General features: G+C 35.7%; 29 protein-coding genes. 22 read left to right on the top strand and 7 right to left on the bottom strand.

All coding sequences use genetic code 11. The annotated features are described in order from the left end of the window. Positions 1-38 precede the first annotated feature (38 nt). Together CLOST_RS12880 and CLOST_RS12875 are read left to right on the top strand one after the other, a co-directional pair. Positions 39-806 (top strand): ParA family protein, encoded by a 768-nt coding sequence (locus CLOST_RS12880; protein WP_013362753.1) that lies wholly within the window; start codon positions 39-41, stop codon positions 804-806. After that, on the top strand, positions 796-1,734 hold the full coding sequence (locus CLOST_RS12875; RefSeq protein WP_013362752.1) for a ParB/RepB/Spo0J family partition protein: 939 nt from the start codon (positions 796-798) through the stop codon (positions 1,732-1,734). Before CLOST_RS12880 ends, CLOST_RS12875 begins: the two co-directional genes overlap by 11 nt. A gap of 92 nt (positions 1,735-1,826) precedes the next feature. Here the strand turns inward: CLOST_RS12875 and CLOST_RS12870 are convergent, their stop codons facing one another. After that, entirely contained in the window at positions 1,827-2,717 is an 891-nt protein-coding gene (locus CLOST_RS12870; RefSeq protein ID WP_013362751.1) for a DMT family transporter, read from the bottom strand. A 171-nt stretch (positions 2,718-2,888) separates the two neighbouring features. On the opposite strand from CLOST_RS12870, the gene CLOST_RS13695 reads away from it, so the two are divergent. Next, the gene (locus CLOST_RS13695; RefSeq protein ID WP_013362750.1) at positions 2,889-3,497 is read left to right on the top strand and encodes a hypothetical protein; all 609 of its coding nucleotides are present in this window, start codon (positions 2,889-2,891) and stop codon (positions 3,495-3,497) included. A 207-nt stretch (positions 3,498-3,704) separates the two neighbouring features. Here CLOST_RS13695 and CLOST_RS12860 read toward each other — a convergent pair whose 3' ends face one another. The 5 genes from CLOST_RS12860 to CLOST_RS12840 all read right to left on the bottom strand — a co-directional run bounded on the left by CLOST_RS12860 (position 3,705) and on the right by CLOST_RS12840 (position 6,955). After that, positions 3,705-4,154, bottom strand: a complete 450-nt coding sequence (locus CLOST_RS12860; RefSeq protein ID WP_013362749.1) for a GyrI-like domain-containing protein — start codon at positions 4,152-4,154, stop codon at positions 3,705-3,707. A 74-nt stretch (positions 4,155-4,228) separates the two neighbouring features. Then, positions 4,229-5,200 carry a helix-turn-helix transcriptional regulator gene (locus CLOST_RS12855; protein ID WP_013362748.1) on the bottom strand — a complete coding sequence of 324 codons (972 nt, stop codon included), beginning with the start codon at positions 5,198-5,200 and terminating at the stop codon, positions 4,229-4,231. Position 5,201: 1 nt separating this feature from the next. Next, on the bottom strand, positions 5,202-5,648 hold the full coding sequence (locus tag CLOST_RS12850) for a DMT family transporter (protein WP_013362747.1): 447 nt from the start codon (positions 5,646-5,648) through the stop codon (positions 5,202-5,204). A gap of 8 nt (positions 5,649-5,656) precedes the next feature. Then, positions 5,657-6,079: a DMT family transporter gene (locus CLOST_RS12845; protein ID WP_013362746.1), complete on the bottom strand. Its 423-nt coding sequence runs from the start codon at positions 6,077-6,079 to the stop codon at positions 5,657-5,659. A gap of 3 nt (positions 6,080-6,082) precedes the next feature. Then, entirely contained in the window at positions 6,083-6,955 is an 873-nt protein-coding gene (locus CLOST_RS12840; protein ID WP_013362745.1) for a PhzF family phenazine biosynthesis protein, read from the bottom strand. A 371-nt stretch (positions 6,956-7,326) separates the two neighbouring features. Between CLOST_RS12840 and CLOST_RS12835 the strand changes: the two genes are divergently transcribed. From CLOST_RS12835 to CLOST_RS12805, 7 genes are all read left to right on the top strand, one after another. Continuing rightward, on the top strand, positions 7,327-7,776 hold the full coding sequence (locus tag CLOST_RS12835; protein WP_013362744.1) for a MarR family winged helix-turn-helix transcriptional regulator: 450 nt from the start codon (positions 7,327-7,329) through the stop codon (positions 7,774-7,776). A 2-nt stretch (positions 7,777-7,778) separates the two neighbouring features. Next, positions 7,779-8,198, top strand: coding sequence for a flavodoxin domain-containing protein (locus tag CLOST_RS12830; RefSeq protein WP_013362743.1), 420 nt, complete (start codon positions 7,779-7,781; stop codon positions 8,196-8,198). Positions 8,199-8,210: 12 nt separating this feature from the next. Then, entirely contained in the window at positions 8,211-8,615 is a 405-nt protein-coding gene (locus CLOST_RS12825) for an FMN-binding protein (RefSeq protein WP_013362742.1), read from the top strand. Positions 8,616-8,651: 36 nt separating this feature from the next. Further along, on the top strand, positions 8,652-9,872 hold the full coding sequence (locus CLOST_RS12820; protein ID WP_013362741.1) for a MerR family transcriptional regulator: 1,221 nt from the start codon (positions 8,652-8,654) through the stop codon (positions 9,870-9,872). Positions 9,873-9,978: 106 nt separating this feature from the next. Beyond that, the gene (locus CLOST_RS12815; protein ID WP_013362740.1) at positions 9,979-11,193 is read left to right on the top strand and encodes an MFS transporter; all 1,215 of its coding nucleotides are present in this window, start codon (positions 9,979-9,981) and stop codon (positions 11,191-11,193) included. A 43-nt stretch (positions 11,194-11,236) separates the two neighbouring features. Beyond that, entirely contained in the window at positions 11,237-11,716 is a 480-nt protein-coding gene (gene rlmH / locus CLOST_RS12810) for a 23S rRNA (pseudouridine(1915)-N(3))-methyltransferase RlmH (RefSeq protein WP_013362739.1), read from the top strand. Positions 11,717-11,860: 144 nt separating this feature from the next. Continuing rightward, positions 11,861-13,396: an Eco57I restriction-modification methylase domain-containing protein gene (locus CLOST_RS12805; protein WP_157858307.1), complete on the top strand. Its 1,536-nt coding sequence runs from the start codon at positions 11,861-11,863 to the stop codon at positions 13,394-13,396. Positions 13,397-13,426: 30 nt separating this feature from the next. On the opposite strand, the gene CLOST_RS12800 is transcribed toward CLOST_RS12805, so the two are convergent. Further along, positions 13,427-14,428, bottom strand: coding sequence for a BsuBI/PstI family type II restriction endonuclease (locus CLOST_RS12800; protein ID WP_013362737.1), 1,002 nt, complete (start codon positions 14,426-14,428; stop codon positions 13,427-13,429). Positions 14,429-14,612: 184 nt separating this feature from the next. Here CLOST_RS12800 and CLOST_RS12795 point away from each other — a divergent pair, with 184 nt between their 5' ends. The 12 genes from CLOST_RS12795 to CLOST_RS12745 all read left to right on the top strand — a co-directional run bounded on the left by CLOST_RS12795 (position 14,613) and on the right by CLOST_RS12745 (position 24,325). Then, complete coding sequence (locus CLOST_RS12795; protein ID WP_013362736.1) at positions 14,613-16,361, top strand: DUF262 domain-containing protein; 1,749 nt, start codon at positions 14,613-14,615, stop codon at positions 16,359-16,361. 146 nt (positions 16,362-16,507) lie between these two features. Further along, the gene (locus tag CLOST_RS12790; protein WP_013362735.1) at positions 16,508-16,834 is read left to right on the top strand and encodes a hypothetical protein; all 327 of its coding nucleotides are present in this window, start codon (positions 16,508-16,510) and stop codon (positions 16,832-16,834) included. A 64-nt stretch (positions 16,835-16,898) separates the two neighbouring features. Continuing rightward, positions 16,899-17,378: a JAB domain-containing protein gene (locus CLOST_RS12785; RefSeq protein WP_013362734.1), complete on the top strand. Its 480-nt coding sequence runs from the start codon at positions 16,899-16,901 to the stop codon at positions 17,376-17,378. Positions 17,379-17,393: 15 nt separating this feature from the next. Continuing rightward, positions 17,394-17,909, top strand: a complete 516-nt coding sequence (locus tag CLOST_RS12780) for a DUF1643 domain-containing protein (protein ID WP_013362733.1) — start codon at positions 17,394-17,396, stop codon at positions 17,907-17,909. Positions 17,910-17,971: 62 nt separating this feature from the next. Then, positions 17,972-18,112, top strand: coding sequence for a DUF960 domain-containing protein (locus CLOST_RS13970; RefSeq protein ID WP_013362732.1), 141 nt, complete (start codon positions 17,972-17,974; stop codon positions 18,110-18,112). A 96-nt stretch (positions 18,113-18,208) separates the two neighbouring features. Further along, positions 18,209-18,538: a helix-turn-helix domain-containing protein gene (locus CLOST_RS14360; protein WP_081455134.1), complete on the top strand. Its 330-nt coding sequence runs from the start codon at positions 18,209-18,211 to the stop codon at positions 18,536-18,538. A 1-nt stretch (position 18,539) separates the two neighbouring features. Continuing rightward, a complete protein-coding gene (locus tag CLOST_RS12770; protein WP_013362730.1) occupies positions 18,540-19,586 on the top strand; it encodes a hypothetical protein in 1,047 nt (348 codons plus the stop codon). A 34-nt stretch (positions 19,587-19,620) separates the two neighbouring features. Next, a complete protein-coding gene (locus tag CLOST_RS14355; protein WP_081455133.1) occupies positions 19,621-19,740 on the top strand; it encodes a double zinc ribbon domain-containing protein in 120 nt (39 codons plus the stop codon). A 364-nt stretch (positions 19,741-20,104) separates the two neighbouring features. Further along, entirely contained in the window at positions 20,105-20,686 is a 582-nt protein-coding gene (locus tag CLOST_RS12760) for a hypothetical protein (protein ID WP_013362728.1), read from the top strand. 489 nt (positions 20,687-21,175) lie between these two features. Then, entirely contained in the window at positions 21,176-21,643 is a 468-nt protein-coding gene (locus tag CLOST_RS12755; RefSeq protein ID WP_013362727.1) for a hypothetical protein, read from the top strand. Between the two features lie 302 nt (positions 21,644-21,945). Further along, positions 21,946-23,799, top strand: a complete 1,854-nt coding sequence (locus CLOST_RS12750; RefSeq protein WP_013362726.1) for a DUF927 domain-containing protein — start codon at positions 21,946-21,948, stop codon at positions 23,797-23,799. Continuing rightward, on the top strand, positions 23,789-24,325 hold the full coding sequence (locus CLOST_RS12745) for a hypothetical protein (RefSeq protein WP_013362725.1): 537 nt from the start codon (positions 23,789-23,791) through the stop codon (positions 24,323-24,325). Before CLOST_RS12750 ends, CLOST_RS12745 begins: the two co-directional genes overlap by 11 nt. Positions 24,326-24,358: the final 33 nt, after the last annotated feature.

Genomic DNA, 24,358 nt, shown 5'->3' with positions numbered 1-24,358 from the left:
AGGATAGGGGATTTATAGATGAAAGGATGGTTGCTTACATGAAGACCAAAGTTATAGCAGTTTCCAACAACAAAGGTGGATCAGGCAAGACCACTGTTGCTGGAAATTTAGCATATTCACTCATGCAGCAAGGCAAAAAGGTACTTCTTATAGACGCAGATATGCAAATAAACCTAACACGTTCATATGACCTTTCGAAAAACTCTGAAAAAAGTCTTTACGATGCACTTATCAAGGAAAATTCACTACAGCACTACATAATAAACACTAAGTATCCAAACATAGATTTTATTATTTCAGACCATATGCTCTCAGCTATTGATATGGAGCTGTTTACAAAAAAACTTAGAGAAACTGTATTTGAAAGAATACTAAGACCTGTTAAAAGCGAAAATAGCTACGATTACATAATAATAGATACCTGTCCTTTCTTGGGGCTACTTAATTACAATATTTTAGTTGCAAGCGATTACGTCTTAGTTCCTGTAGAGCTATCTGCATTTGGAATAGAAGGACTCGAGCCGCTTACAAATTTCTTTGAAGAAGCAAGATTAATAAATACTAACCTTCAGTTTCTAGGGATAATAGAAACAAAGGTCGACCTTAGAGAGAGTACAAATGATGTCACTCGTGAAATCCTCAGGGATTTATTTAAGGATAAAGTGCTAAACAGCTATATTCCAATTGACATAAACATCAAAAAGAGCCAGTTTGCAGGTGAACCACTGAGCGTATTTACCTCAGGCTCAAGAGCAGCCATAGCATATGAAGACTTGGCTAAGGAGGTCATATCACTTGTCGAATAAAAAGGATTTTATAAAAAAGGATAGATTTAAATCACTGGAAATAGCTGCAAGCAGAGTATCTGAGAACATATCTGAGGTAAAAGATGAGATAATGGAAACTGTAGTATCTAGATTTGCACCAAAAGATGAAAAGCTAAGTGAAGAGTTACAGGATTCTAGCGTAGTCGAAATAGATATTTCTAAGCTTAGCTCTGCACCAGAGCAGTGGAATTTCTATCAGCCACTTCCAGATGATAAAATGCTAGAGCTAGTAGAATCTATTAAGGATAAAGGTCTGATGCATCCTCTTGTAGTTTGGGAGCAAAAGGATAGCTATATGATACTGTCAGGGCATAATAGAAAAAAAGCTGTAGAAATGCTCTACGAAGAGACTAAAGACTCAAAATACAAAGCTGTAAAATGCAACCTCATAAAAATGAATGAGATAAATGAGGATGAAGCTAGAGAAATAATTATAGATACCAACTGGATACAAAGACAGCTTTCTACTGTAGAAAAAGCAAAATCAATCTCAGAAAAGTACATAAGACTAGGCAGAAAAAAACACCTAGGTGATGGAGTAAAGACTAGGGACATAATAGCTGAATCCTATGGAATAAGTGGAAGAATGGTACAAAACTACCTTAGCCTAAATCAGCTAATAGAGGAAATGGAGAGTCTACTTAGAGAAAACCATATAACAATCAAGTCAGCAGTAGCTATATCAAGACTTTCTAAGGACAAGCAAAAATGGCTCTATGAAAACTTTACTTCAAAACAGCTTTCAAGCCCAGATATAAAAAACATTGAAGCTAAAATGACTAAAACTCAAATAGAAAAGCTTTTAAACGCCGAAGATGAATATGTAAATGTAAACATAAAAGTACCAGCAAATAAAAAAGCTGAGCTATTAGAAAAAGTAAATCAGTGGCTTAAAGAACTAAATTAAAAGAATAAAACCGTAGCTAGTCTAAAATCTGAGCCGACCCCCAAAAGCTAGACCGAAAAATCTAACTTAGAGGAGGTCGGCTCATTTTTTGTTTAATCGGAGCTAGGTCTAAGCTCAGTTATCAGTATTGCTCCAAATATAGCTATGCATCCCATAAGCATACGAAGAGTAAATATTTCTCCTAGCATCACAACGGCAAGTAGGATTCCAAATACAGACTCTAGGCTCAGTATAATTGCTGCATGTGTAGCAAGAGTATAGCGCTGTGCTGCTGTTTGGAGAAAATATGCAAGTCCAGTACAAAAAATTCCTAGATAAAGTACTGAGGCTATCCCTTCAAAGCCTATGGCTGTAGGAAAAGGCTCAAAAAAGAATGCAAATATCCATGATATAATGGCAACCACTGCAAATTGAACAGTAGATAAAATTACAGGATCTTGCTTTTCTACAAAATAGCCATTAAACATGATATGAAGTGCATAGAATAAGGAGCTAAAAAGTGTAAGTCCATCTCCAAAGCTGATACTCAGGCTAGCATTTAGAGTGAGCAGTCCTATACCTAAAAAACAAATAAAAGCACCAGCAAGGGTTCTAAAATCAGGCTTTTTATGATAAATTATCCAGTATAAAAATGGAGCCATTACTACATAGGTGGCGGCAAGAAAAGCTTGCTTTCCAGCTTCAGTATATTGAAGTGCAATTAGCTGAGTTACAAAGGCTATAAAAAATATAATTCCGACTATAATACCGCCCTTTAAATCCTTAAGCGTTATCTTTGAAATCTTCTTCCAGAAAAAAATACACATTGCAAGTACCCCTATAGTAAAGCGAAAGGCTATCATATATACGGGTGTAAAGTAAGCAAAGGCATACTTTGAGACTGCAAAGGTAGTACCCCATAAAAAAGCAACGAGAAACAGAGCTAAATTGGAGTAAAGCCGCCTCTTCTTTAATTCTTCAGTACTTAGATTATTCAGGTGCATAGTAATCCTCCTTTTTAAATTTTTGTTATATATATAAATTATATCAATTAATCCTAGAAAAATCCTGATAATTCAAAATTATTAGCATAATTGGATCAAGCTAAAAGGAATAATAGTATAATGATATAATTAAGAAAAATTAGTTCAAAATATACTATATAGGAGCTGGATATGAAATTAAATAATAGAGAAAAGCTTATTGTCATACTTATAATTGCTATATCAGCTCTTTTTTTTAGTCAACTACTATCAAAAGACTATAAGGGACCTGATTATCTGCCTAATCCTATCCAAAAAAATCTAAGCTCAAAACAATATTTAGAGCTTGAAACTAAAGCTGGGAATATAAAAGTGGAGCTAGTAGCTAGCTACGAGGTACACGCTGGAGTCAGAGGAAGAAAAAATTATAGCTCTGACTATCCATCAAGGATATCACCTATGGATTTAATTCTAGCATGGGGAGACTTAAATCAGCCTAAGCTAATAGAAGCTGTAAAGTACAGACAATCAGGAAGATGGTACTACTATAATCTAAATCCTGATGCTCCAGTTACAGTATCTCATGTAGGTCAGCATTCCTCTAATACCCATATTATCCCTGCAAATGCTGAAGTTTTAAAAAAGCTTAAGACTGTAAAAGAAAACAGTGTAGTTTTAATTTCAGGTTATCTTGTGAATGTAATTTTTGAAGATGGGCCGTGGTCTACTAGCCTATCGAGAACAGATACTGGAGATGGAGCCTGCGAAATTCTACTAGTTGAAACCATAACAGTAAACTGAAAAAAATAAAATTAGCCATTAAAAAACCATAAGTTAATGAATAGATTGATTATAAGTCAGATATATTTTGATTCATTTACAATAATTAAGCCTCTTAATTCCTTAAAACAGAATCAAGAGGCTTAATTTTAAATTTCATTATGATTTTGAATGTAGCAAGGTTCTAGACATATATGAGAAACTGTATTTCTTTAACAGGATAGATGCCTATTTGACTGGGATATAAATATCAAAAGCACCTGTCTTCATATATCTGTCATCATATACCTCTAGCTGAGGTCTCATATCCATCTCATGTCCGGACTGAGGAAGATAGGTATCAAAAATCTTGCCATAAAATTCTCCTATATTTTTAATATCTCCTTCATAGGTATAAACTAGGTAGTTTCCAGCAGGGATTGTCTTAGTAACCATGGTTTCTGGAACGTTTTCAAATGAATCCACACCTACTGCAGCAGCATAATCAAATCGGCCCTGCTCATCCATATCAGAATCACAGATTCCATAGAAAAGCACAGGCTTGCTTATGTTTGAAATCTCCATAAACTTCTGATTGAAAATCTGCCACATTTTAGGAATCTCACCATTGTTATTGTCTCCAAAATAAGTCATTCCAACTGCCTTGAATCCATCAACACTAACTATTTTTCCTTGCATATAAACTATCTCCCTTCCATTTTTTAGGATACATTCATTATACCAAGGTATTACTGACAGCTGTATGTCATGAATTATAAACTGCTATTTAGCTTCAAAATATTTTTTGCTTTATCCTCTATCCAGGATTTAAGCTCAGCTGGTGCTATTACTTTGATACGGTCACTAAGAGGAAATAGTATATTGCAAGCAGTAGAGAAAGAAATCATATCTAGCTCGTAGGTGAGCCTTCCTTTTGAAGCAGATGAGGAGATTACAATAAAGCCCTTCAGACTTTCTGAGTCATTTGCATCTAGCTCTAGCTTTACACTGTAGGAAGGTGCAGAAACAGTTACAGCAGTTTTTTTGACAAACATAGTCTTGCTCTGCTGCCAAAATCTTTCTAAATCAAAGCTCTTTGGAATCTCAAAGGTTTCATCCAAAAGCTCAATTTCTTTCAATCTACTGCACTTGAATATCCTCACTTCGTTTTTAAGATGGCATTTTGCAACTAGATACCACTGAGAATTTTTTACTACTACTCCATATGGAGACAGAATTCTTTGGGAGCTTTCTTCATTGTACTTTTCGTATTTTACATTGAGCTTTCTGAGCTCTAGTACTGCTTGCTTTATTATATCTATGTTGTCCTCGCAGACATCCTCGCCCCACCACGGCTTGAAATCTACGAGAAATTTTTCCTTAGCCCTTATTATTTCTTCCTTATGCTCATCTGACACAGTACTTTCTAATTTCAAAAAAGCGTTTTGGACAGATTGATACATTTGAGTATTTTTTTGAGGATGAACTCCCATGCCTGAAAGCATGAGGTAAAGAGCATCACTGCCTTTCATAGTATTAAGTGACAGATCATAATCATCCATAAGTGAAAAACCACCACTAGGTCCACTTGAAGAAGTTATGGGAATACCTGATTCGCATAGTATATCAATATCTCTGTAAATAGTACGCTCAGAGGTCTCTAATATCTTAGCGAGCTTTGATGCAGTTATGGTTTTTCTAGAATCAAGCAGAGTAAGGATACCTAATAGCCTATGAAGTCTCACTCTACATCCCCCTCTTATCTAAAAGAAGATTGTAGCTAAGTCCACCAAGCACCAAAAAACCACCTAGTAGCTTGCCTGTAGATAAGGAATTCAAAACGAAATAATCTAGTATGACTCCACTAAAAAGCTGACCTATAAAAATGAGCAGAGTCAAATAAAAAGCTGAGATACGAACAGCCATGTAATTTGATAAAAAAACTACTCCTACACCTAGGACAGAGCCTATATATGCCCAGGATGGGATTGAAGAAAAATCCACCTTTGAATAGGAAATCATGCCATCTCCTAGCACCATGAGAACTAAAAATGATACAGTAAGGCCGACTATGAAGTTAAAAAAAGTGCTGGAGTTTAGACCTATCTTTCTAGCTAGGTTGGCATTGATGCTTCTAGAAGTAACTACAGTGGTTCCAGCTAGCATACCCGATAATATATATAAAAAATCCATTATTCCTCCTAAAATTTATCCATCAAAAATATTCCTAATCCTACAAAGCTAAGTCCAATACTCTTTTTGGCATTAAACTTGACTCGTGGCATTCCAAAAAGTCCGAAATGATCTATAAAAATAGAGGTTATAGATTGACCGAGCAGTCCAAGCGCTAGAGTACGGGACATTCCTAGATGATTAAAGCTTATATTTGTAAACAGCACAGTAAAAACCCCTACAGCACCACCTAAGTAAATATAAAAAGGTGCTTTTGGCAAAGTTTTAATTTTAATTTTTTTTAAAAAGATAATAATAAGAACAATACTTAGACCTATAGCATGATTTACAACAGTAGCTGGATAATTACCGAGATATCCTGCCAAGGTTCCGTTTGTGAGCACCATAAAAGAAAGCATTACTCCTATAAGCGCAGCCAAAGCTATATTCATAAACTAAATTCCTCTCTTGATATCAATCTCTCCTGTTACTATAGCGTTTCCACCTACATAGACGCCAGTTATTTCATCGTCAGTAACATGTAAAGAGGCAATTATCCTAGATGGGCTGTTCATATAGTAGCCCTGCTCAAAAGCAAGTCTGTTATAGGTTTTATCCTTTAGAACCTTGTATTTAAAAAGGTATGAAGATAAGGCACCACTAGCTGTTCCAGTAGCTGCTTCTTCATCGATATCATAAAGTGGAGCAAAATTTCGACAAGCACAATCAGCACCAGAGAGACTCTCGGTTGTAAATACGTGGTATCCAGTGCTTTCATACTTTTTGCTGATATCCGTTATGGCTTCAAAATCGGGCTCGATGTTTTTAAGCGCCTCTAGGGATTTAACTGGAACCATTATATCTTTTAGACCTGTAGATACCACCTGAACAGGATAGTCCTCAGATAGCTCAGATACTAAAAGTCCTAGGCTTTTAGCAATCTCTGAAGGCTCTATGATTTCATAATACTCAGGGATAGATTGCTCCATCAAAATACTTCCGTCAGCCAAAGCTTCAACCGAAAGTATCCCAGCTAGAGTTTCCTGTTTATATACACCAGTAGTTATTCTTCCTTTTAGTAAAAGTAGCTTGAAAGTAGCTATAGTAGCGTGTCCGCATAAATCGACCTCATCAGAGGGCGTAAAAAATCTCACTCTAAAATCAGCACTATCAGAGCTCATAACAAAAGCAGTCTCTGAAAATCCAACTTTTTTTGCTATACCTTGCATTTGCTTTTCAGTTAGATTATCAGCATCAAGTACAACGCCAGCAGGATTTCCGCCGCTCACGTCGTCAGTAAAAGCATTTAATGTATATACCTTAATCATGAAAACTCCTCCTTAAATCTAAAAACCGAATTTTTATTATAAAATTTCATCTCTACTCTTATATTATCATATATTGATATCTCTTCTTAATTAATGCCTCAAAAATAATACATTAATCACACAATAAAACCTGAAATTAGAAAACCTAACTTTGGTTAGGGGATAAATAAACTATGGTTATGTATACTGAGTATAGATATTTGGGTATCAATAAAGAATAAATGAACTTTAACTTATTTTTAACTAGCAACTAAGTATTTTTTGCAAATAATATGGGAAAATTTACAAAAAAATATTTGACAAACTTTTAAAAAGGTAATATCCTACATATATACATAACATATTACATATTTTTAAAAAAGGAGAGCGAAATGTACGATTTCGAGAAGATGGACAAAAGATATCTCATATTTGGCAATATATTTCTGCTGGCAAACAGACTTCAGACAGTAATGGATAATGCAAAAAAAGATCTAACAGCAAAGCAGTGGCTAGTGCTTACTATGCTAGGCTCATTTGAGGAGCCACCTACATTAAAACAGCTTGCGGCTATGTGTGAGACATCTCATCAGAACACAAAGGAAATTGTAAACAAGCTCGAGGCAAAGGGGTTTGTAAATATACTAAAGGATGAAGCTGACAAAAGAGCAATGAGAATACTAAGAACCTCAAAATGTGAGCAGTGGTCAAAAGACAATGAAGAATACGGCATGAACTTTATCAGCGAGATGTATGATGGGCTCTCAGAGGAAGAAATCCGTATAATGAGCGAGGCTCAGATTAAAATTTTTAACAACTTAAAAAAACTAGGGGGAAAATAGTTATGAAAAACGTAATAATCTATGCAAGTATGACAGGACACAGTAAAAAAATAGCACAGGCGATATCAGAGAAGCTAGGAATTGAAGCATTCAACATTAAAGACAATCCTAAAATAGAGGGCTATGACATGGGGATATTCGTAAGCGGAATTTATTCAGGAGAGTGCAAGCCAGAGCTGATTGAATTTGCAAAAAAACTAACACCAGCAAACATCAAATCAGCGCTTCTTGTGACCTCATCTATGAAAGAAATGACACCTGAAAAGCTCAAAGAAGCCTTGATAGCCAATCAAATTGAAGTTATGAAAGACGAATACACTTGCAAAGGTGGATTTTTGGTGATGGGAATATCTCATCCGAACAAGCAAGAAATAGACGAGGCAGTGGATTTTGTAAGAAATCACCTGTACCAGACTGTATAGGAGAGCTAAATAATGAGAAAAACTAAAAAAATATTGTTAATAGCAGGGATAATTCCTTTAGTAATACTATTTATAGCTGCAGGAAGCTTTATATCAACTGCTAACAAAATGACAGATAAGCTAGAGAACTTAAAATTTGAAACAATAAATATAAAAGAGCTTCCAAATGGCAAATACCTAGGTGAATACGATATGGGACTAGTATATGCTAAAGTAGAGGTGGAAATAGCAAACGGTAGAATCAATAAAATAGAACTGCTACAGCACGACAATATGAAGGGCGAACCAGCTGAAATAATAACAGCAGACATAATAGTAGAGCAAAAAATAGATGTAGATGCTATTTCAGGAGCGACTGCCTCAAGCCAGACCATAAAAAAAGCAGTAGAGACAGCTCTTCTAAACCAAACCCATTAATATAGCTTTTCATAAAAAATATAGGTGGTAATATATATGAAAATAGGTGAATTCTCTCAAATTAACAACATAACAAAGGATACAGTAAGGCACTATATAGACATGGGTTTATTAGTGCCAGATAAACAAGGAGCCCAGTATGAATTTGATGAGAGCTGCCAAAAAAGCCTAGATGAAATCCTAGCTCTCAAAAATATGGGATTCAGCCTAAATCAAATAAAAGATATACTTCTTTTCAAAACCTTTGGAAACCTCACAGCGCATCAAGAGGACCAGTACTATGAAATGCTGTTTTCAAATCAGCTAGCTATAGTAAAAAAACAGCTAGAGGACCTTACAGCAGTAAGTCAAAATCTAGAACAAAGATTAGCTGAGCTAAAGAAAAAGCCTTGCACTAAAGCTCATAACATCGGGATTCCACTAGATACACTTGATTTGTTTGCCTGCCCTATCTGCAAGCAAAAGTTAACTGTAGCTGATGCAAGCATAAAGGACAATCAAATAATAGATGGGGTCTTAAAATGCAGCTTGTCTCATGAATATCACATAGACGACGGTATACTAATGGGACCAGGCTATATAGATGCAGATAGCAGATTCAAGCAGGAAAATACCTATATAGCAGACTATATAAAGTTTACAGATACATCCTACCTAGAGAGCATATACAAAAATATAGAGTGGATGAAAAAACGTCTGGATTTTCAAAATCTAGAAGGCAAAGTAATACTAGAGCTAGGTACAGGAGTGGGCTTTTCCCTTAGAAATATCTATGACCTGCTTCCAGATGACTCTGTATATCTAGCTGTAGACTACGATATAAATAGACATAAATTTCTAAAATCCATGCTGGAAACCTCAACACTAAAGAAAAAAATCATATTCCTCTGCTGTGATTTTGTATCAATGCCAATAGGGGAGAAGCTAGTAGACATAGTATTTGATTTTTCGGGTAGCAGTAACTTTGGATTTGAGCATGAAGAATTTCTTTTAAGCAAGATAGACCATCATGTAAAACAAAACGCTTACCTAAACGGAAGCTATATCCTGTTTAAAAACTTCAGCGCAAACTCCATGATAGAGGATAAATATAAACCTAACTTCTTGCTTGATAACATAAGATTTTCAATTGATGAATTAGGATTTAAAACCATAGAGGACAAATTCTCTGACTACCTAGAGCATGGAGGTAAGTACGAGGATTATTTTGTAAAAGGCGAAAAGGTATACTCATATCTTTACTACGGCAAAAGGTAGGGTCAACCCCGCCTTTTCTCTTTTTTTGCCCTAAAAAATATAAAATTAGCTATTGCAGTGGAGTATGCCTCACTTTGTATCATTAAGATATAAAAGGAGGCTCATCATGAAAAATTTAGGATTATTTATAATAGGCAAGCTCATCTCAGTATTTGGCTCAGCAATCTATACCTTTGCTATAGGACTCTACGTGCTAAAACAAACAGGCTCAGGCTTTAGCTTTGCACTTACTTTATTTGTAGGGCTCATACCTACCATAATCTTTAGCCCAGTAGCTGGCTATATGTCAGATAGATTTGATAAAAAGAAAATAGTAGTATCTATGGACTTTGCAAATGGAATGATGTTTTTGATATTATTTCTGCTTACATTAAAATTTGAACTAAATCAGCCTATGATATACATCAGTACATTTATGACTACAGTATTTACAACATTTTTCGGGATAGCATTTGAAGCGGCAAAACCAAACCTAGTAGCTGACGAAAAGCTCATGTCCATTAATTCACTTAGCAAAGTAATAGACTCAACTGCGCTCATACTTGCCCCTGTACTAGGAGGACTTATATTTGCATTTACAGACATTAAGACCTTTATCCTCATAAATGCAGTCTGCTTTATTTTTTCAGCAGGGATAGAAACCATGATAGATTTTAACTACAATATAAAATCTACAGCAGAAATTAATGACGATGGAGGATTCGTTGAAGATATAAAGGATGGGCTGACTTATATAAGAAAAAGCTCAGAAATAGTCAAAATGATAAATGTGCTAGTAATACTAAATTTCTTTATAAGCTTTTCCGTGACAGTACCACTTCCATATATAATAAATAACCTGCTAAACCTAAGCTCAAACCAGTACGGCATCATCCAAGGCGCCTTTCCAGTAGGCATGATACTAGGCGCAGTAGTAGTAGGTAAAATCATAGAAAAAATCGACTACATGAAGCTCCTTATATTTTCAAGCATTACGCTTTCTGTAGCAATCGCACTTCTAGGTCTTCCAGTTGTCCTAGCTGATGCAAGTAGCCTAGCATATATGATATACTATATAAGTATAATGGTAATATTTGGGATAGCCATCTCATTTATAGACGTACCAATACTTTGGCTCATGCAAAAATCTATCCCAGACAACCTAAGAGGTAAGGTGCTAAGCATCAGTATGAGCATAGTAAAACTCATAGCACCTCTTGGACTGGTAATATCAGGAATGATAATAAATTCTGTTCCTGTATATATCATGACATTTGCAGGTGGAGGCATCCTCATGCTGTCAAACCTAATGATACTAAATCAAAAAAATAAACCTGCATAAACTTGATATAATAATAAGAAATACTAAAAATCAAGGAGTAAAAATGAATATAAAAATAATCTCAGTAGGCAAGCTAAAAGAAAAATACCTAAAGCTAGGGATAGAGGAATTCACAAAAAGACTTTCAAAATACTGCTCCCTAGAAATCATAGAGGTGGATGACGAGAAAGCTCCAGAAAACCTCAGCGACAAAGAAATGATTATGATAAAGGATAAAGAGGGCGATAAAATCCTATCTAAAATAAAGGATAATACCTACGTCATAGCCCTAGCAATAGACGGCAAAATGCTCTCATCAGAAGACCTAGCAGAAAAACTAGAAGACCTAGCTATCACCGGCAAAAGCAACATAGCTTTTGTAATCGGTGGATCTCTAGGTCTATCTGACGCTGTACTAAAAAGAGCAGACTATAAGCTATCATTTTCAAAAATGACATTTCCACACCAGATGATGAAACTAATACTTCTAGAGCAGGTTTATAGGGCGTATAGGATTATTAAGGGGGAACCGTATCATAAATAACTGAGGTTTTTTGTTGATGTGACATGTATGAGGGTCTGATCTTACATTGTTGATGAATATTGGAAAAAAATGATTTTGTACGAACGTCTGCTCAGGGTATAATTGATTTATTAATTAAGTATGATATTAAAAAGTAAAGGAACGATGAGTTTGAGTATAATAGATTTACATGTATCTACAGAAAACAGTTTTAATGAGATTAATGGAAATAATAGAAGTATTGAACTTAAAGAGAAGTATGAGCAATACTATACACCTACAAATATTGCGAACTACATGGCAGCAATGTTTAAGCCAAAAAAGAAAAAGAGTATAACTATGCTTGATCCTGGAGTAGGTATGGGAAGTTTGACCATTGCATTTGTTAGGAATGTGTTGGAATGGGATAATCATCCTGTCGAGATTAAAGCTTTGCTTTATGAAATTGATGAAACTGTAAAATTTAGACTTGAGGAAAATCTATCTGAATTAAAAGAGTACTGTTTAAGTCATGGAGTTACCTTTCAGTGGGAGTTAAAATTTACTGATTTTATTAGTGACAGTGTTGAGAAAATATTGAGAGGAGATATTGATATTTTCGACTATGTTATTTTAAATCCACCTTACCGCAAAATGGTTTCAGGTTCAAAAGAAGATGATGAATTGCGTGGGATTGGAATTCAATCTGCTAATTATTATGCTGCATTTGTTTCACTTTCAAAAAGGTACTTAAAGCAACATGGAGAATACGTGGCGATTACTCCGAGAAGTTTCTGTAATGGAGTATATTTCCTTCCATACAGAAAAGATATGGAGTTAGATACAAGATATTTGGATTTTCATTTATTTGATTCTAGAACATCACCGTTTAGTAAGGATCAAGTTTTACAGGAGACAATAATATACCATGGAATTAAGGAAATTTGGGATAGCAATAAATATGTAAACGTGCTACACAGCACTGACAGCAGTTTTTCAGACACTTCAAAACAACTTTTGAAACTTGAAGAAATTGTGTATCCTTCTGATGCAAACAGAGTGATTCGTATTCTTCGAAATGGTGATGAAAAGCAAATTTCTGATAGGATAAATGCATTGCCATGTACTTTGAAAGATATTGGGTTAGATGTGTCTACAGGACCAATTGTTGGCTTCCGAGAAAAATCAGAAAATATAAGTAAAGATGTGGTTGAGAATTCATATCCCTATCTTTATTCAAAACATATTAAAAATGGTGCAATAGTCTGGCCTCTAAATGATGCGAAGAATAATAGTATTATTGGAGATGATAGTAACTTGAAACGGTTGAGAAACCGTGGGAACTATGTATTAGTAAAAAGAATGTCATCAAAAGAAGAGAGAAGAAGGATTATTTGCGGAGTCCTTAAAGCTAGTGATTATAATTATGAGTATTTCGGTTTTGACAATAAGACCAACTACTATCATAGAAATAAGAGTGGATTCGAACTTGAAGTGACAAAAGGTTTATGTGTATTTCTTTCAGCTTCATTAGTAGATATATATTTCCGAACTTTTAGTGGACATACACAGGTTAACGCAAGTGATTTAAAAAGCTTAAGATATCCAACTATAAACGATTTGAAGGAACTATCAAGTGCTTATGATGATGAAAGTGACAATCAAGACAGCATTGATAGGAAAGTAGAAGAAATCATAAAAAAATATCACAACCAAGATTAACATGGTTGTGATATTTTTAATTGCTAAAGGTTATTCGATATACATGTGTCGTTCTGGACTTTCCTTGATCCAAACATATGAGCCGACAGCCAAATTATCTTCAGATTTTTGACGTGAGTACATTTTCTTCCATGTTGGATATGTTGTAGTTGCTCCTCCAAATTGAAGGTTAGATCTGTAACAGATTGCTTTTAGACCTCTCATTTTATGTTCGTCAACTTCACCATCTGATGTAACAGCTTCTATAAACCATAGTTTTTTTTCATTCGGATTTACTAGAATAGCATCGGGCCAAACATCATCTAAATGTCCAAATGAGATTCCGTAAAAATTAAGTTTTTCCCTTTCTGTGACTGTAATACGATCACCATCTGAGTCATCAACATAGACTGGAATGTAATCTGGTAAAAAATGATTTGCATAGATTGTAATTGATTGTTGAATTAATTTTTTGTGTGCATTATCTGTTGAGTTTTGTGCTGCCAACCGAACAGCATGTGCTTGAATCTCCAACCTTTTATTTGTTGATTCAATTGAAATCCATTGGTTAAGTATATTGTCAAATTGTGGGGAATTTGCTGATTTTAGCAATGATATAAAGCTATCAGTAAGCCTGTAACACGAATTAGGTGATTTTGCCACAAGATGACCTGATAAAAATTGACCATTTTTTAGAGTGAGAAGATTGACTGCACCAATGTCTACTAGTGGTTTTATCCAATAGTCTCTGCCTTCACGATCCAGTCTATTTCCACCTCTTAGTAATATCCCAACAAAACCTCCAATATGTGCAACAGATGCACCATCACATATTCTAAAGCCATTAGCATTGGCATACAAAGATGGAATTTCATCATTCAATAAACACCAAACTACATCTCTGATATCAGCTGTATACCTATTTATACTAGTTAGAACTCGTGTGACCATATCAAGCGTAATTCCATGATAATTATTCTTTAGTTGGTATCCATCAACTCGTAATCTAACAAAATAATCGTCAACCTTTTCTTTTCCTTTAAATAAGTTCATGTTTCACCTCTATAAAATTGAAATTTAAGTTTCAAATAATGGTATTTCCTTTTTCTAGCATAGCAAGAGTTGGAGAAATTTTCAAGCAATACGGGTTTTCTAAGTAATATTGAAGAAATTGAGGGATATAATGGTAAATGGAAAATTATAGTTTGAAATATTTAATTATTGCGAGGTGTTCTTTATGGAAAATGGGCAAAAGACTTTAAATGATCTATTTGATGGAAAGAAAATATTCAAGATACCAGAGTACCAACGTGCATATGCTTGGGGTGAAAAACAACTATTTGATTTCATGGATGACTTTAGAAATCAGAAGCTGGGAAAAGACTACTTCTTTGGCACAATATTATTTCAAGAGAATGGAAAACAGGGTCCATATGAGATAATTGAAGTAGTGGATGGGCAGCAACGGATTACTACATTAGTCATTTTTCTAAACACACTCTTTGACTTATATACTGATGTTGATGATGAAACCAAAGAAATGTACTATGAAACATTTATAAAATATAAGTCAGAGTACAAGTTGAAGGTGTTGCAAGATGATAATGATTTCTTTGAAACTTATGTTTTAGGTGACCACGAAGTGCATACTGGATTGATAACAACACCTTCTCAGAAGAAATTGTTGTATTCGAAGGAATTCTTCTATGAAGAGCTGTCAAAGTATTCTCAAGAAGAGCTCAAAGAAATACTCTCCAAAGTGGAGTCTACCAAAATTCTTACATATTCTGTAATGGACAAGGCAGAAGCAACGCTAATTTTTGAGACAACAAATGATCGTGGTAAGCAACTTACGAACTTAGAAAAGACAAAAAGCTTCATGATGTATAAGACATATATTGCCGCAGATGATCCTGAGTTCATGTTGTCGAAGATTCAGTCAAGATTCAGTGAGATATACAAATCCTATACAGTAATTGAAGATATGATAGATGAGAATTCCATTCTGCAATACAATTTCATTGCTTTTGAAGATTGGAAAGTAACTCAAAAGGTAAAAGGTTATCAACGTTATATGGAGCAAATGAAAGAGAATGTTAACGAACTGATCATTGAAAGTCATCATGACGCATTCGATTATATTGATAAATACACGATGAATCTGAGAGAATCTTATGCTATTATGAAAGCTCTTTTGACATCAGACATTCCTGAGTTTCATGATCTCTTAATACTTGGAAATATGGCAAACTTCTACCCACTATTGATCAAAACATATAAGTTCGATAGATCACCTGATTTATCAAAGTTTAGAGAGGTATGTGAGCTATTAGAGAAGTATAGTTTTAGGGTATATAGCATCTTAAACAGTCGATCAAATGCTGGTCAATCGAAGTTATATGGATTGGCAAAAGATTTCAATGGAGATTACTCATTGTTAAAGGATGAGCTCAAATCTGCAATATACACTTATAGTTCTAACGCTGATTTCATATCATATTTGACTTGGGGTGACTTTTTCGACTATAGCTCCAATATTAAGAATTACTTCTACTGGAAGTACGAAAACCATCTTAGAGATGTTGAACAGCCTGTAGCATCTCCAATACCAGCAAGTGTATTCAGATCAAAAGATAGAAGAAAGAAGTTCTCCATTGAGCATATTATGCCTCAGAATCCTAAAGCGAGTTCAAAAATTGCCACTGGTGATTTGAGTTTTGGAATAATGGATGATGAGTTTGAAGAAAAGTACTTGCATTCGATTGGTAATTTGACTATTGATCCAATGTCTGCAAATGCAAGTAAGGGAAATGCGGATATTGAAACAAAGAATAATTTGTATTTCAAAAGATCCCCATTCAAAACGCAAAATGAGTTAGATAATTTTATTGTAAATGATCAATGGGGCAAAGAAGCAATAATCAAGAGGCAAGAAAAGCTAGTCGAGTTTGCTAAAATTAGATGGTGTAGCTTTGATGCAATATAAATTATAACGTAACGATAGGTTTATTGAATAGTTGAGAAAGCTCTCAATCCACAAATGGATTGGGAGTTTTTATATTTTCAAGATCTGTAATGATAACCGCTTAAAGCATATATCATAAATTAGATTATTCATAAGGAGGCGATAGAGTGAAGAAAATTGTCAATGTAAGTCAGGTGGATGAAATGATTATTCAACCGCTGCTTAATGAAAATCTAAAGCATTACATGAACATTCTAGACAGTGAATGGGGCATAGACCGTGAATATGAGATTTATGGCGGTTATGCGGTGGTTGTTGAATCACCACTGGATTTTGATGAGTTGGAAAAAATGTATCTTGATGTGACTACGGATATAGCCGAAATCGTTCATCGCATTGTTGAGGAGAATGGTGAAGAAAATCTTTTGTGTTTGTACATTATGAATGCTGACTTCGGAATATTATGTGTAATCCCGAAAGAAAATAGCTCATAGTCATGTTGTTGAGCAGATTACCGATGTAGTTGAGTAGATAAGAAGAATGAGGAGTGACAGTTATTTGGAAGAGAAACATAGGAACAGAGAAAAACAACGATGTGCAAGAAAACGTGTTGAAATAGTCAGTCTCAAGATGGTCAGGGAATCGACATTTTTGTATGATCCCAGACGCATTTCTTGTCCTGCTGATGGTCTTATGATGGCAAAAATGTTTCTTGAGGATAAAGATCGGGAAGAATTTATTGTCATTACACTGGATACAAAGAATCAACCGACATCTGTAAATGTATGCAGTAAAGGAAGCCTTAACGCAAGTTTGGTGCATCCTAGGGAAGTGTTTAAAACCGCAGTCATATCAAATGCGGCTACTGTACTACTGGCTCATAATCATCCTTCGGGAAACCCAGAGCCGTCAAAAGAAGATATTAAAATTACAAAGAGGCTAAACGAAGCAGGAAAGATACTTGGCATAAAGGTTTTGGATCATTTGATAATCGGTAGTGACAGCTATTACAGTTTCAAAGAACAGGAAAAAATATAAGAGAGGTGGGAACATATGAAACTAGAAAAAGCTACAATAAAAACAGAAGCATGTTTCTCGGATAATAAACAGCACAGATTCTACATGAAGAAAGTCTGGGATTCAAAGAAATCATCGGCACTTGTATTGATGTTGTCGGCAGGATCGTGCAATGGGCTTACGATGGACTATTCCAGTTTGTTCACTGTAAATAATCTTGTGAGACTTGATTACGGTTCAGTAGAGATTATGAATCTGTTTACTGAGATTAATACACCTGTAAAATCGGCAGCATTAAAGGACACCAAGATGATCAATTCAAATAATAATATGATTCTTGAGAAAGCCAAGTCGGTTGATACGATCGTATTTGCTTGGGGAAGGGCAGGGAATACATCTAAGATAGTGCAAGAACGAATCAATCAGGTTGTTGAGCTTCTATCTGAATATAAGCAGAAAACTTGCATTTTGTGTGATGAAGATTCACGGAAATATTTCCATCCACTTGCCCCTAAAGTGCGTAGCATCTGGAATTTACAACCAATAGAGTAGACCTCAATCCAAATTAGATGGATTGGGGTTTTATTAATTTTTGAGATGAGGAGAGAACGAATGTGGAAGAAAATCGCTTTACAGGTCATCGTTATATTACTAGAGGTTTTGATAGCCGTGTGTCAATTGAAATCCAAACCAAGCTATGGTCAATGATAGAAGAATTGATGAAAAAAGATATTGGAAGCGACTGCACGTTATAAACGTACAAAGTGGAAATGAGTGATTGCAGTGCGTTTAGAGTTGCACGTTATTACCGAGCACGCAATTAACGTGATTATTCCTATAATTAACAGTAGATGCAGGAGGTGACAATAAAGTTGACTATAGGAGAGCGAATCAGGCAATTAAGAAGGATTAAAGATGTCACGCAAAGAGAACTCGCTGAAAGTGTGAACTTTTCTCATTCATATATTGGAGACCTTGAAAGGAATAGAACAAATCCGTCTATAAAGGCGTTGGAGATAATAGCTGAATATTTCAATGTTGACACATCCTATCTGATAGGTTCTGAGTGTTGTTATATAAGATTACAACGATGTAAAACCACGATATATGGTATTGAAGTGGACGCATGTACAGATTGTCCGCTGTATAAGTCGATATTAGAGAGAAGGGATAGCAAATAGAATGAATCACAAGATTACAGAAAGGATTGAACCAATGAAAATATTTAAGAACTTAATACCAATGATGCTTGTTATATCACTAGCCCTATCTGGTTGTGGGGGAGCGACTGACAGCACGGAGACGGAAGAAAATAAAGAGACACAAGCAGAAACACCACAGGAGACGGCTGGATCGACCGATGTGACGGAAGGGCAGGAAGAAGAAGAACCTCCCGAAGAAAGTGTCTCTGCGGTGGAAGAAGGAAGCGAAGATGAAGCAATGGATTCCAATGAAATGGTAGAGAATTCTGTCATAGTCGAATCCATAAGACTGGACGAATGGGGATTATTAGAAACAATCGTCAAAAATAATTCATCTGAAAATGTTAAGATCAAGGAAACTAACATCAAAATGACTACTTTGAGTGGTGATGTAATTTTACCGTTAGATGACAGGTTAGCTCAGACCATAGAGATACCTGCAAATTCGGTGAGAATGATTGAAACTTTATTCGGTGAAGTAAATACAGGCATTGTTACTGAAATCTTGGTCTATGACATTGATAATAGAGAAGTGGCTAAACTGGAGTTTGATACAAGCATTGATGAATATTTGGCTGAAAGAAGTTCCGCTGAGGATGATGTTGTTGAGGATAGCAGTAGTAATTATGAATCTATCTCAGTGGATGCACCTTCGAACGGTATCCTGAGTGATATCGTTGACCAAGCGGAAAATCTTGTTGATCAAAATAATGAGTATGTCGTTGGAATCAAAGCTAGTGAAATACACGAGTATGAAAGTATTACATATGGTGAGGCTTTTGAGTATTTCTTCGGCAGTCCAGCATGGATCTATTTTGAAGGAGTAAATGGTGAAAAAGTCGTAGAGTTTTCTGGATATTGCACTGTTGAGGGCGTGGAAGTAAAAGCTAACCTTCAGTTTCTCATATCTTCTGATGGAAATTATTTTGAAGTTGGGGCATTGAATTTCAATGGTGTACCACAAAGTCAACTGTTAACAGGGATGCTGATAAATCAAGCGTTTGAAGAATATAAATCTAGCAACTAGAAATATTAAATTATACAAAGGTGGGAAATAGACAATGAACTGTCCAAAGTGTGGAAGACAAAATAAGAAACGCAGTAAATTCTGTAGTGATTGTGGGGAAGTGTTGAAAGAAATTAAGCAAGTCCTTGGATTGGACTGTTCTTTGGAACGATAATACCAAGTTTAATATGCTCGTTAATCACATTGAGATGGGGTTGGAAAGGGCGAACATGCAAGGTTTGCTATGGAGAAGGAATTGTTTATCTGTAGGTGTATTGAATAAGAATGATGAAAGCTGTATAAATGATAATTTATTTAAAGTGGTCAATCGACCGCTTTTTTTAATGGGAGGATGTTGAATAATGAACCGTATTGCAGTTATAGGTATGAAAATAGCAGTGGCAATTTTGAACGTTGTGATCAAGGAAGGGGATCGACCGTCACCGTCACCAAGAAAAAGGAAATAAACGGTGAAATGACTGTACATATTCGCTATAATTGGTTTGACTGGATATTATAACGAAATGGAGTTGAACTGAATGGAAGAAAAACAAAAAGAAACAATCAATCTGAATCAGATTCTAATAGAGCTGGAAGATATTTTGCACTATGAGCATAATGCGTTGTATAAACGCTTTCAGAAGATCAGACCGATTGTTGTTGACGACGCAGAAGAACTGAAAGACAAGAATGAGATACTTTTCGATATTGAGGAAAAACCATTCATCATGGGATTGATTGATGAAATGGGGTATCCGTATCTCCCTAAATTTATAAGACGTCAAACAGGAGGTATTAAGAAAGTCAAAGGCGTTACAGTAGAACTTGAAGAAGCGAGAGACTTCTATGATCGCATGATGGCATGGATTGACAAAGTAAATGATAAAGAACTAAAGAAAATGATGATTGGATCAATTGATATGATTAGCCGAAAAGACGCATGGTCGAAAACATCGGTTATAACAGACAAGATCAGGAACATTGGAGATTTGATTCACAGTCAGGAATTAACTCATGATGAATACGACAGGATACTGAATGAGATTAGTCTTGCTCTTGATGTTTACTATTCAAAGCTGGATCATTACTTCAAGAAGGAAAAAAGCAAAGATAAAAAATAGCGTATTATACCAAATGGATGCCTTAGGTGTCCATTTATTTTTTTTGCAAATATCCTTACTAACAGGCAAGTCCCCAAAAGTGGAATAATAGGGTTGTCGAAGAACAGGACGAATTGAGAAATGGGAATTCAGGAATACAAGGATAACGATTTGTCAATGTAAAGTTTTTTGAGAAGACGTTCAATTTTCAGAATCTCATCTATTTGCGATACTGGTTATAGAAACAACGCACCTTGAAAACTTAATCAAACAAATAGTTGATGAGACTCCTAGTTAAGCGAAGCATCGATGCCGTCGAAGGAGTGCTTTATCAGCAGACTATAAAGATATGAAAGGAGATGTGATTAAATGTTCCATTCAAGAGATCATCCAAAGTCTAATGACGCAATTAAACATATATAAACGTAAAGATGGATCAAAGCGGAGGCTTTGGAAAGGCTAATGATATTGAAGATGATGCTACGAGTTAGCGTATGAGGAGGAAGAAAAATGAAAACAGTTATTGAATTATGGAAAGAAAAGTACGATGGTGACAGTCATGTTTCGTTAATGATGGATTTCGATATTATCCTAGAGAGTGATGACAGTATCATTACATTCTCAACTAATGTAATAAAGACCAAGATATTAGAATGTTTGGGTTTTGAAATCAATGCGGTGAAGAGAATCAAAAATACGTACGTGTTTGAATGTAGCACGGATAGTCCTTATATATGCTCTCTAAGAGACTTGGAACAGGAAGCGTTTATAACGGAGAATTTTATAGAGTCAAAATTGCTTGACCATGAAATTCCATTAGAAAACCTCACTTTAGTTCTAAAAGTGACTCGTGTGAATAAGGATGAAGAGAAAGATGCTGAAATTTTTATGGCGGAACGTATTCTTAAACTCCATAATGCTTCTGAACAGGTTAACTTACTGGCGGACTTAAATAGTAATTATGAAGAAGCTGCTTAGTTCCCCTGTTCTCCATCAGATTGTGTTGGCATCCCCTTTTGTGGGAAGTTGAAACCAAGCTGTTTGAACACACTGTAGAAAATCCCCTTTTCCCCTCTTGGAATGAAAGTTGTCCAAAGGAGAGAAAACAAGCAATCTGTGTGAAAGTCTCTCTAAAAGATGACTTTTTCCAAAGTGGGAAGAAGGGGGAATGTTCCAGAGCAAAGCAAAACCAAGAAAAGTAGAGTTCCCCAAAGTGGGAAATCTGATGGGGGATTCCCACGGAGAATCCTCTGTCATATAAGAAAGAAGAGGTGAACTAAATGGAAGAACAAGAAGTTGCTGAACAAACCCAAGCCCCATTGCATCGTAGCATTGATGTGGATTTCATTAATGGTGGAATATACACTCTTGATAAAGAGGGTAACCCATTTTACTTGGTGCGTGAGATGAACATTGATCATGTTGAAAGCAACATATTGACTGACGATGAGAAATTAGAAATTCTATACATCCGAAATGGAAAGGTAAAATCACTTGTAATGAACCGCAGTGATTTTACTAAACATGGATTGTTAAGAATTCTTCCCAGTAAAGGGATAGACATTACAGACGCAAACGCACCTATGGTTCATGAAGTGCTATTGATGTTAGAAGAGCAGGCTGAGCATATTAACATACATGATTCAGTTGGATGGTATGACATTGACGGACAGAGAGTATTTTTGCATCATGATGCGATTGGCTATGATCAACCGTCTGAATACAGAGGCATTCATAACATTGAACCCAAAGGAACACTTGATGAGTATTTGCAGGGAATCAACGATCTGGTAATCGGCAGATATCCACTTGAATTGTCATTAGTGTTGGGTTTATCTGCGCCAATAGCGTCACGTCTTAGAAAAATAATTGGACTTGAAGTTATATTTGTCCATATCTATGGCTTCTCAACAACGGGTAAGTCAACGGCACTGATGCTTGCATTATCAACATTTGGATATCCTGGCAAGTCCAATAACGGACTCCAAAAGTCTTGGATTGCCACATACAATGCGTTAATCGGATTTCTTGCAGGTGTGCATGGAATCCCAATCGGCATGGACGAAGCATCGGTAAGGGCAAATAAGGATTACTCCAATATTATTTACACCATAGCAGAGGGAAAAGACAAAGCCAGACAGAACCAAGATGGCGTCAATAAGAATGCTGAAGAGTGGAGTGGTGTTGTCATTAGCACAGGGGAGAACTCGCTCCTATCCAGCTCAAATGCTAATCAGGGTATTCGAGTCAGAAATACTGAGATTGCAGATGTGACGTTCACAGATTCGGCTGAACATGCAGAGCAGATTAAAATATTTGCGCAGAAAAACTATGGGCATATTGGTGTTGAGTTTGTAAAGGCACTACAGCGTATTGATGACGACGAACTACTATTTGCCTTTGAAAAGTCAAAAGCTTCAGTTCTAGATATGATGCCTGTCAAAGATCAGTTTACCGATCGTATTGCTAACAAGTTTGCGGTTATCTACATGACGGTTATCCTTGCCAACAAGTATCTGAACTTAACTTTGAATAAAGAAGAGGTACTTAAGATATTGATTGAGGCAGACAGTAAGCAACATGATGATCGCAACCTTCCGTTAAAGGCTTACGAGTATATGAAGTCTGAGATTAGCAAGAACATTAATAAGTTTATCTACAAAGCAGACTTGAAGGGTTTTACGACAGCCAGAAGCTATGAGGATCAGAAAGTAATTCCACATAGCGAGGTCATCGGTAGAATTCTTACACGAGCAGGGGTCGATCGTAGAGAAGGAAAAAAACGTGATGAAGATGACAAGAAGTATGATGCGCATGAATTTGTTGAAGTTGCCATTATATCAGATGTATTCAGAAAAATGCTTAGCGATGGCGGTTTCACAAATTCAGAAATCATTCTTAGACGATGGAGAGAGCTTGGAATTATAGAAACTGATGAGAACAAGCTTACAAAGAAGCGTACCATCATACCTAAAACTAAAGGTGTACGATGCGTGATTATTAATTTTGACAACGTATTTGAGCCTGAGAAAAAGAAAAGTAAGAAAAAGATTAATGATGAAAACAAACTAAACAGAACATCAATGTTATTTGATGAGGAAGATGATGAAAAGGAGACTAAACATGCCAGTTAATAAGGAAAAAGTAAACGAATTGAAAAAGAAGAAAGCACAAACAATCAGCACTCACGAGGACAGAAAGCAGGAAAAAGAGGCTTTTGAGAATCCTCCGATAGATACGGTAGAAACCGACGCAGGAAAGTCCCTCGACGACTTTCTGTCTGGATACCGTGCAACAAAGAGCGAACATAAGTCGAAAGAAAGTTCGGAATCAGGGGTGATGTCGGTTATTTACTCTGACAATGGGAAAAGAATAACTTTTCCAGTGGACTTTTGTGAAGAATTAGGCGTGGAGGATAAGCTTCAAATAGCCATCGGGTCAGACACAATTTTAGTTGGGCAAGAACTACCTAGCAACGAAATCTACTATTCCTTAAAAAAACAGGGTCGCAAGAAAATCATTTACTCTGCAAAACTTGTTGGGGAGTTAGTCGAAGCGTTTAACCTTGATTATTCAGATGGCAGTGTATCCAAGACTTTTAGCCAAGTTGAACACAAGAGTTTTGACGAGTTAAAGGTTGCCGTTATCAAGATTCAATAAGCCATGGATATGAGTGGGGATTTGCATGTAGTA

Source organism: Acetoanaerobium sticklandii, assembly GCF_000196455.1.
Lineage (GTDB): Bacteria > Bacillota > Clostridia > Peptostreptococcales > Filifactoraceae > Acetoanaerobium > Acetoanaerobium sticklandii.
Note: the sequence above shows the minus strand (reverse complement) of the source record. Positions and strands in the feature narration are given on the sequence as shown.

Coding starts and splice junctions, on each gene's coding strand:
- CLOST_RS12880 (WP_013362753.1), top strand. CDS start 39: ATGAAGACCAAAGTTATAGCAGTTTCCAACAACAAAGGTGGATCAGGC.
- CLOST_RS12870 (WP_013362751.1), bottom strand. CDS start 2,717: ATGCACCTGAATAATCTAAGTACTGAAGAATTAAAGAAGAGGCGGCTT.
- CLOST_RS13695 (WP_013362750.1), top strand. CDS start 2,889: ATGAAATTAAATAATAGAGAAAAGCTTATTGTCATACTTATAATTGCT.
- CLOST_RS12860 (WP_013362749.1), bottom strand. CDS start 4,154: ATGCAAGGAAAAATAGTTAGTGTTGATGGATTCAAGGCAGTTGGAATG.
- CLOST_RS12850 (WP_013362747.1), bottom strand. CDS start 5,648: ATGGATTTTTTATATATATTATCGGGTATGCTAGCTGGAACCACTGTA.
- CLOST_RS12845 (WP_013362746.1), bottom strand. CDS start 6,079: ATGAATATAGCTTTGGCTGCGCTTATAGGAGTAATGCTTTCTTTTATG.
- CLOST_RS12840 (WP_013362745.1), bottom strand. CDS start 6,955: ATGATTAAGGTATATACATTAAATGCTTTTACTGACGACGTGAGCGGC.
- CLOST_RS12835 (WP_013362744.1), top strand. CDS start 7,327: ATGTACGATTTCGAGAAGATGGACAAAAGATATCTCATATTTGGCAAT.
- CLOST_RS12830 (WP_013362743.1), top strand. CDS start 7,779: ATGAAAAACGTAATAATCTATGCAAGTATGACAGGACACAGTAAAAAA.
- CLOST_RS12825 (WP_013362742.1), top strand. CDS start 8,211: ATGAGAAAAACTAAAAAAATATTGTTAATAGCAGGGATAATTCCTTTA.
- CLOST_RS12820 (WP_013362741.1), top strand. CDS start 8,652: ATGAAAATAGGTGAATTCTCTCAAATTAACAACATAACAAAGGATACA.
- CLOST_RS12815 (WP_013362740.1), top strand. CDS start 9,979: ATGAAAAATTTAGGATTATTTATAATAGGCAAGCTCATCTCAGTATTT.
- rlmH (WP_013362739.1), top strand. CDS start 11,237: ATGAATATAAAAATAATCTCAGTAGGCAAGCTAAAAGAAAAATACCTA.
- CLOST_RS12805 (WP_157858307.1), top strand. CDS start 11,861: ATGAGTTTGAGTATAATAGATTTACATGTATCTACAGAAAACAGTTTT.
- CLOST_RS12800 (WP_013362737.1), bottom strand. CDS start 14,428: ATGAACTTATTTAAAGGAAAAGAAAAGGTTGACGATTATTTTGTTAGA.
- CLOST_RS12795 (WP_013362736.1), top strand. CDS start 14,613: ATGGAAAATGGGCAAAAGACTTTAAATGATCTATTTGATGGAAAGAAA.
- CLOST_RS12780 (WP_013362733.1), top strand. CDS start 17,394: ATGAAACTAGAAAAAGCTACAATAAAAACAGAAGCATGTTTCTCGGAT.
- CLOST_RS14360 (WP_081455134.1), top strand. CDS start 18,209: ATGCAGGAGGTGACAATAAAGTTGACTATAGGAGAGCGAATCAGGCAA.
- CLOST_RS12770 (WP_013362730.1), top strand. CDS start 18,540: ATGAATCACAAGATTACAGAAAGGATTGAACCAATGAAAATATTTAAG.
- CLOST_RS14355 (WP_081455133.1), top strand. CDS start 19,621: ATGAACTGTCCAAAGTGTGGAAGACAAAATAAGAAACGCAGTAAATTC.
- CLOST_RS12760 (WP_013362728.1), top strand. CDS start 20,105: ATGGAAGAAAAACAAAAAGAAACAATCAATCTGAATCAGATTCTAATA.
- CLOST_RS12755 (WP_013362727.1), top strand. CDS start 21,176: ATGAAAACAGTTATTGAATTATGGAAAGAAAAGTACGATGGTGACAGT.
- CLOST_RS12750 (WP_013362726.1), top strand. CDS start 21,946: ATGGAAGAACAAGAAGTTGCTGAACAAACCCAAGCCCCATTGCATCGT.
- CLOST_RS12745 (WP_013362725.1), top strand. CDS start 23,789: ATGCCAGTTAATAAGGAAAAAGTAAACGAATTGAAAAAGAAGAAAGCA.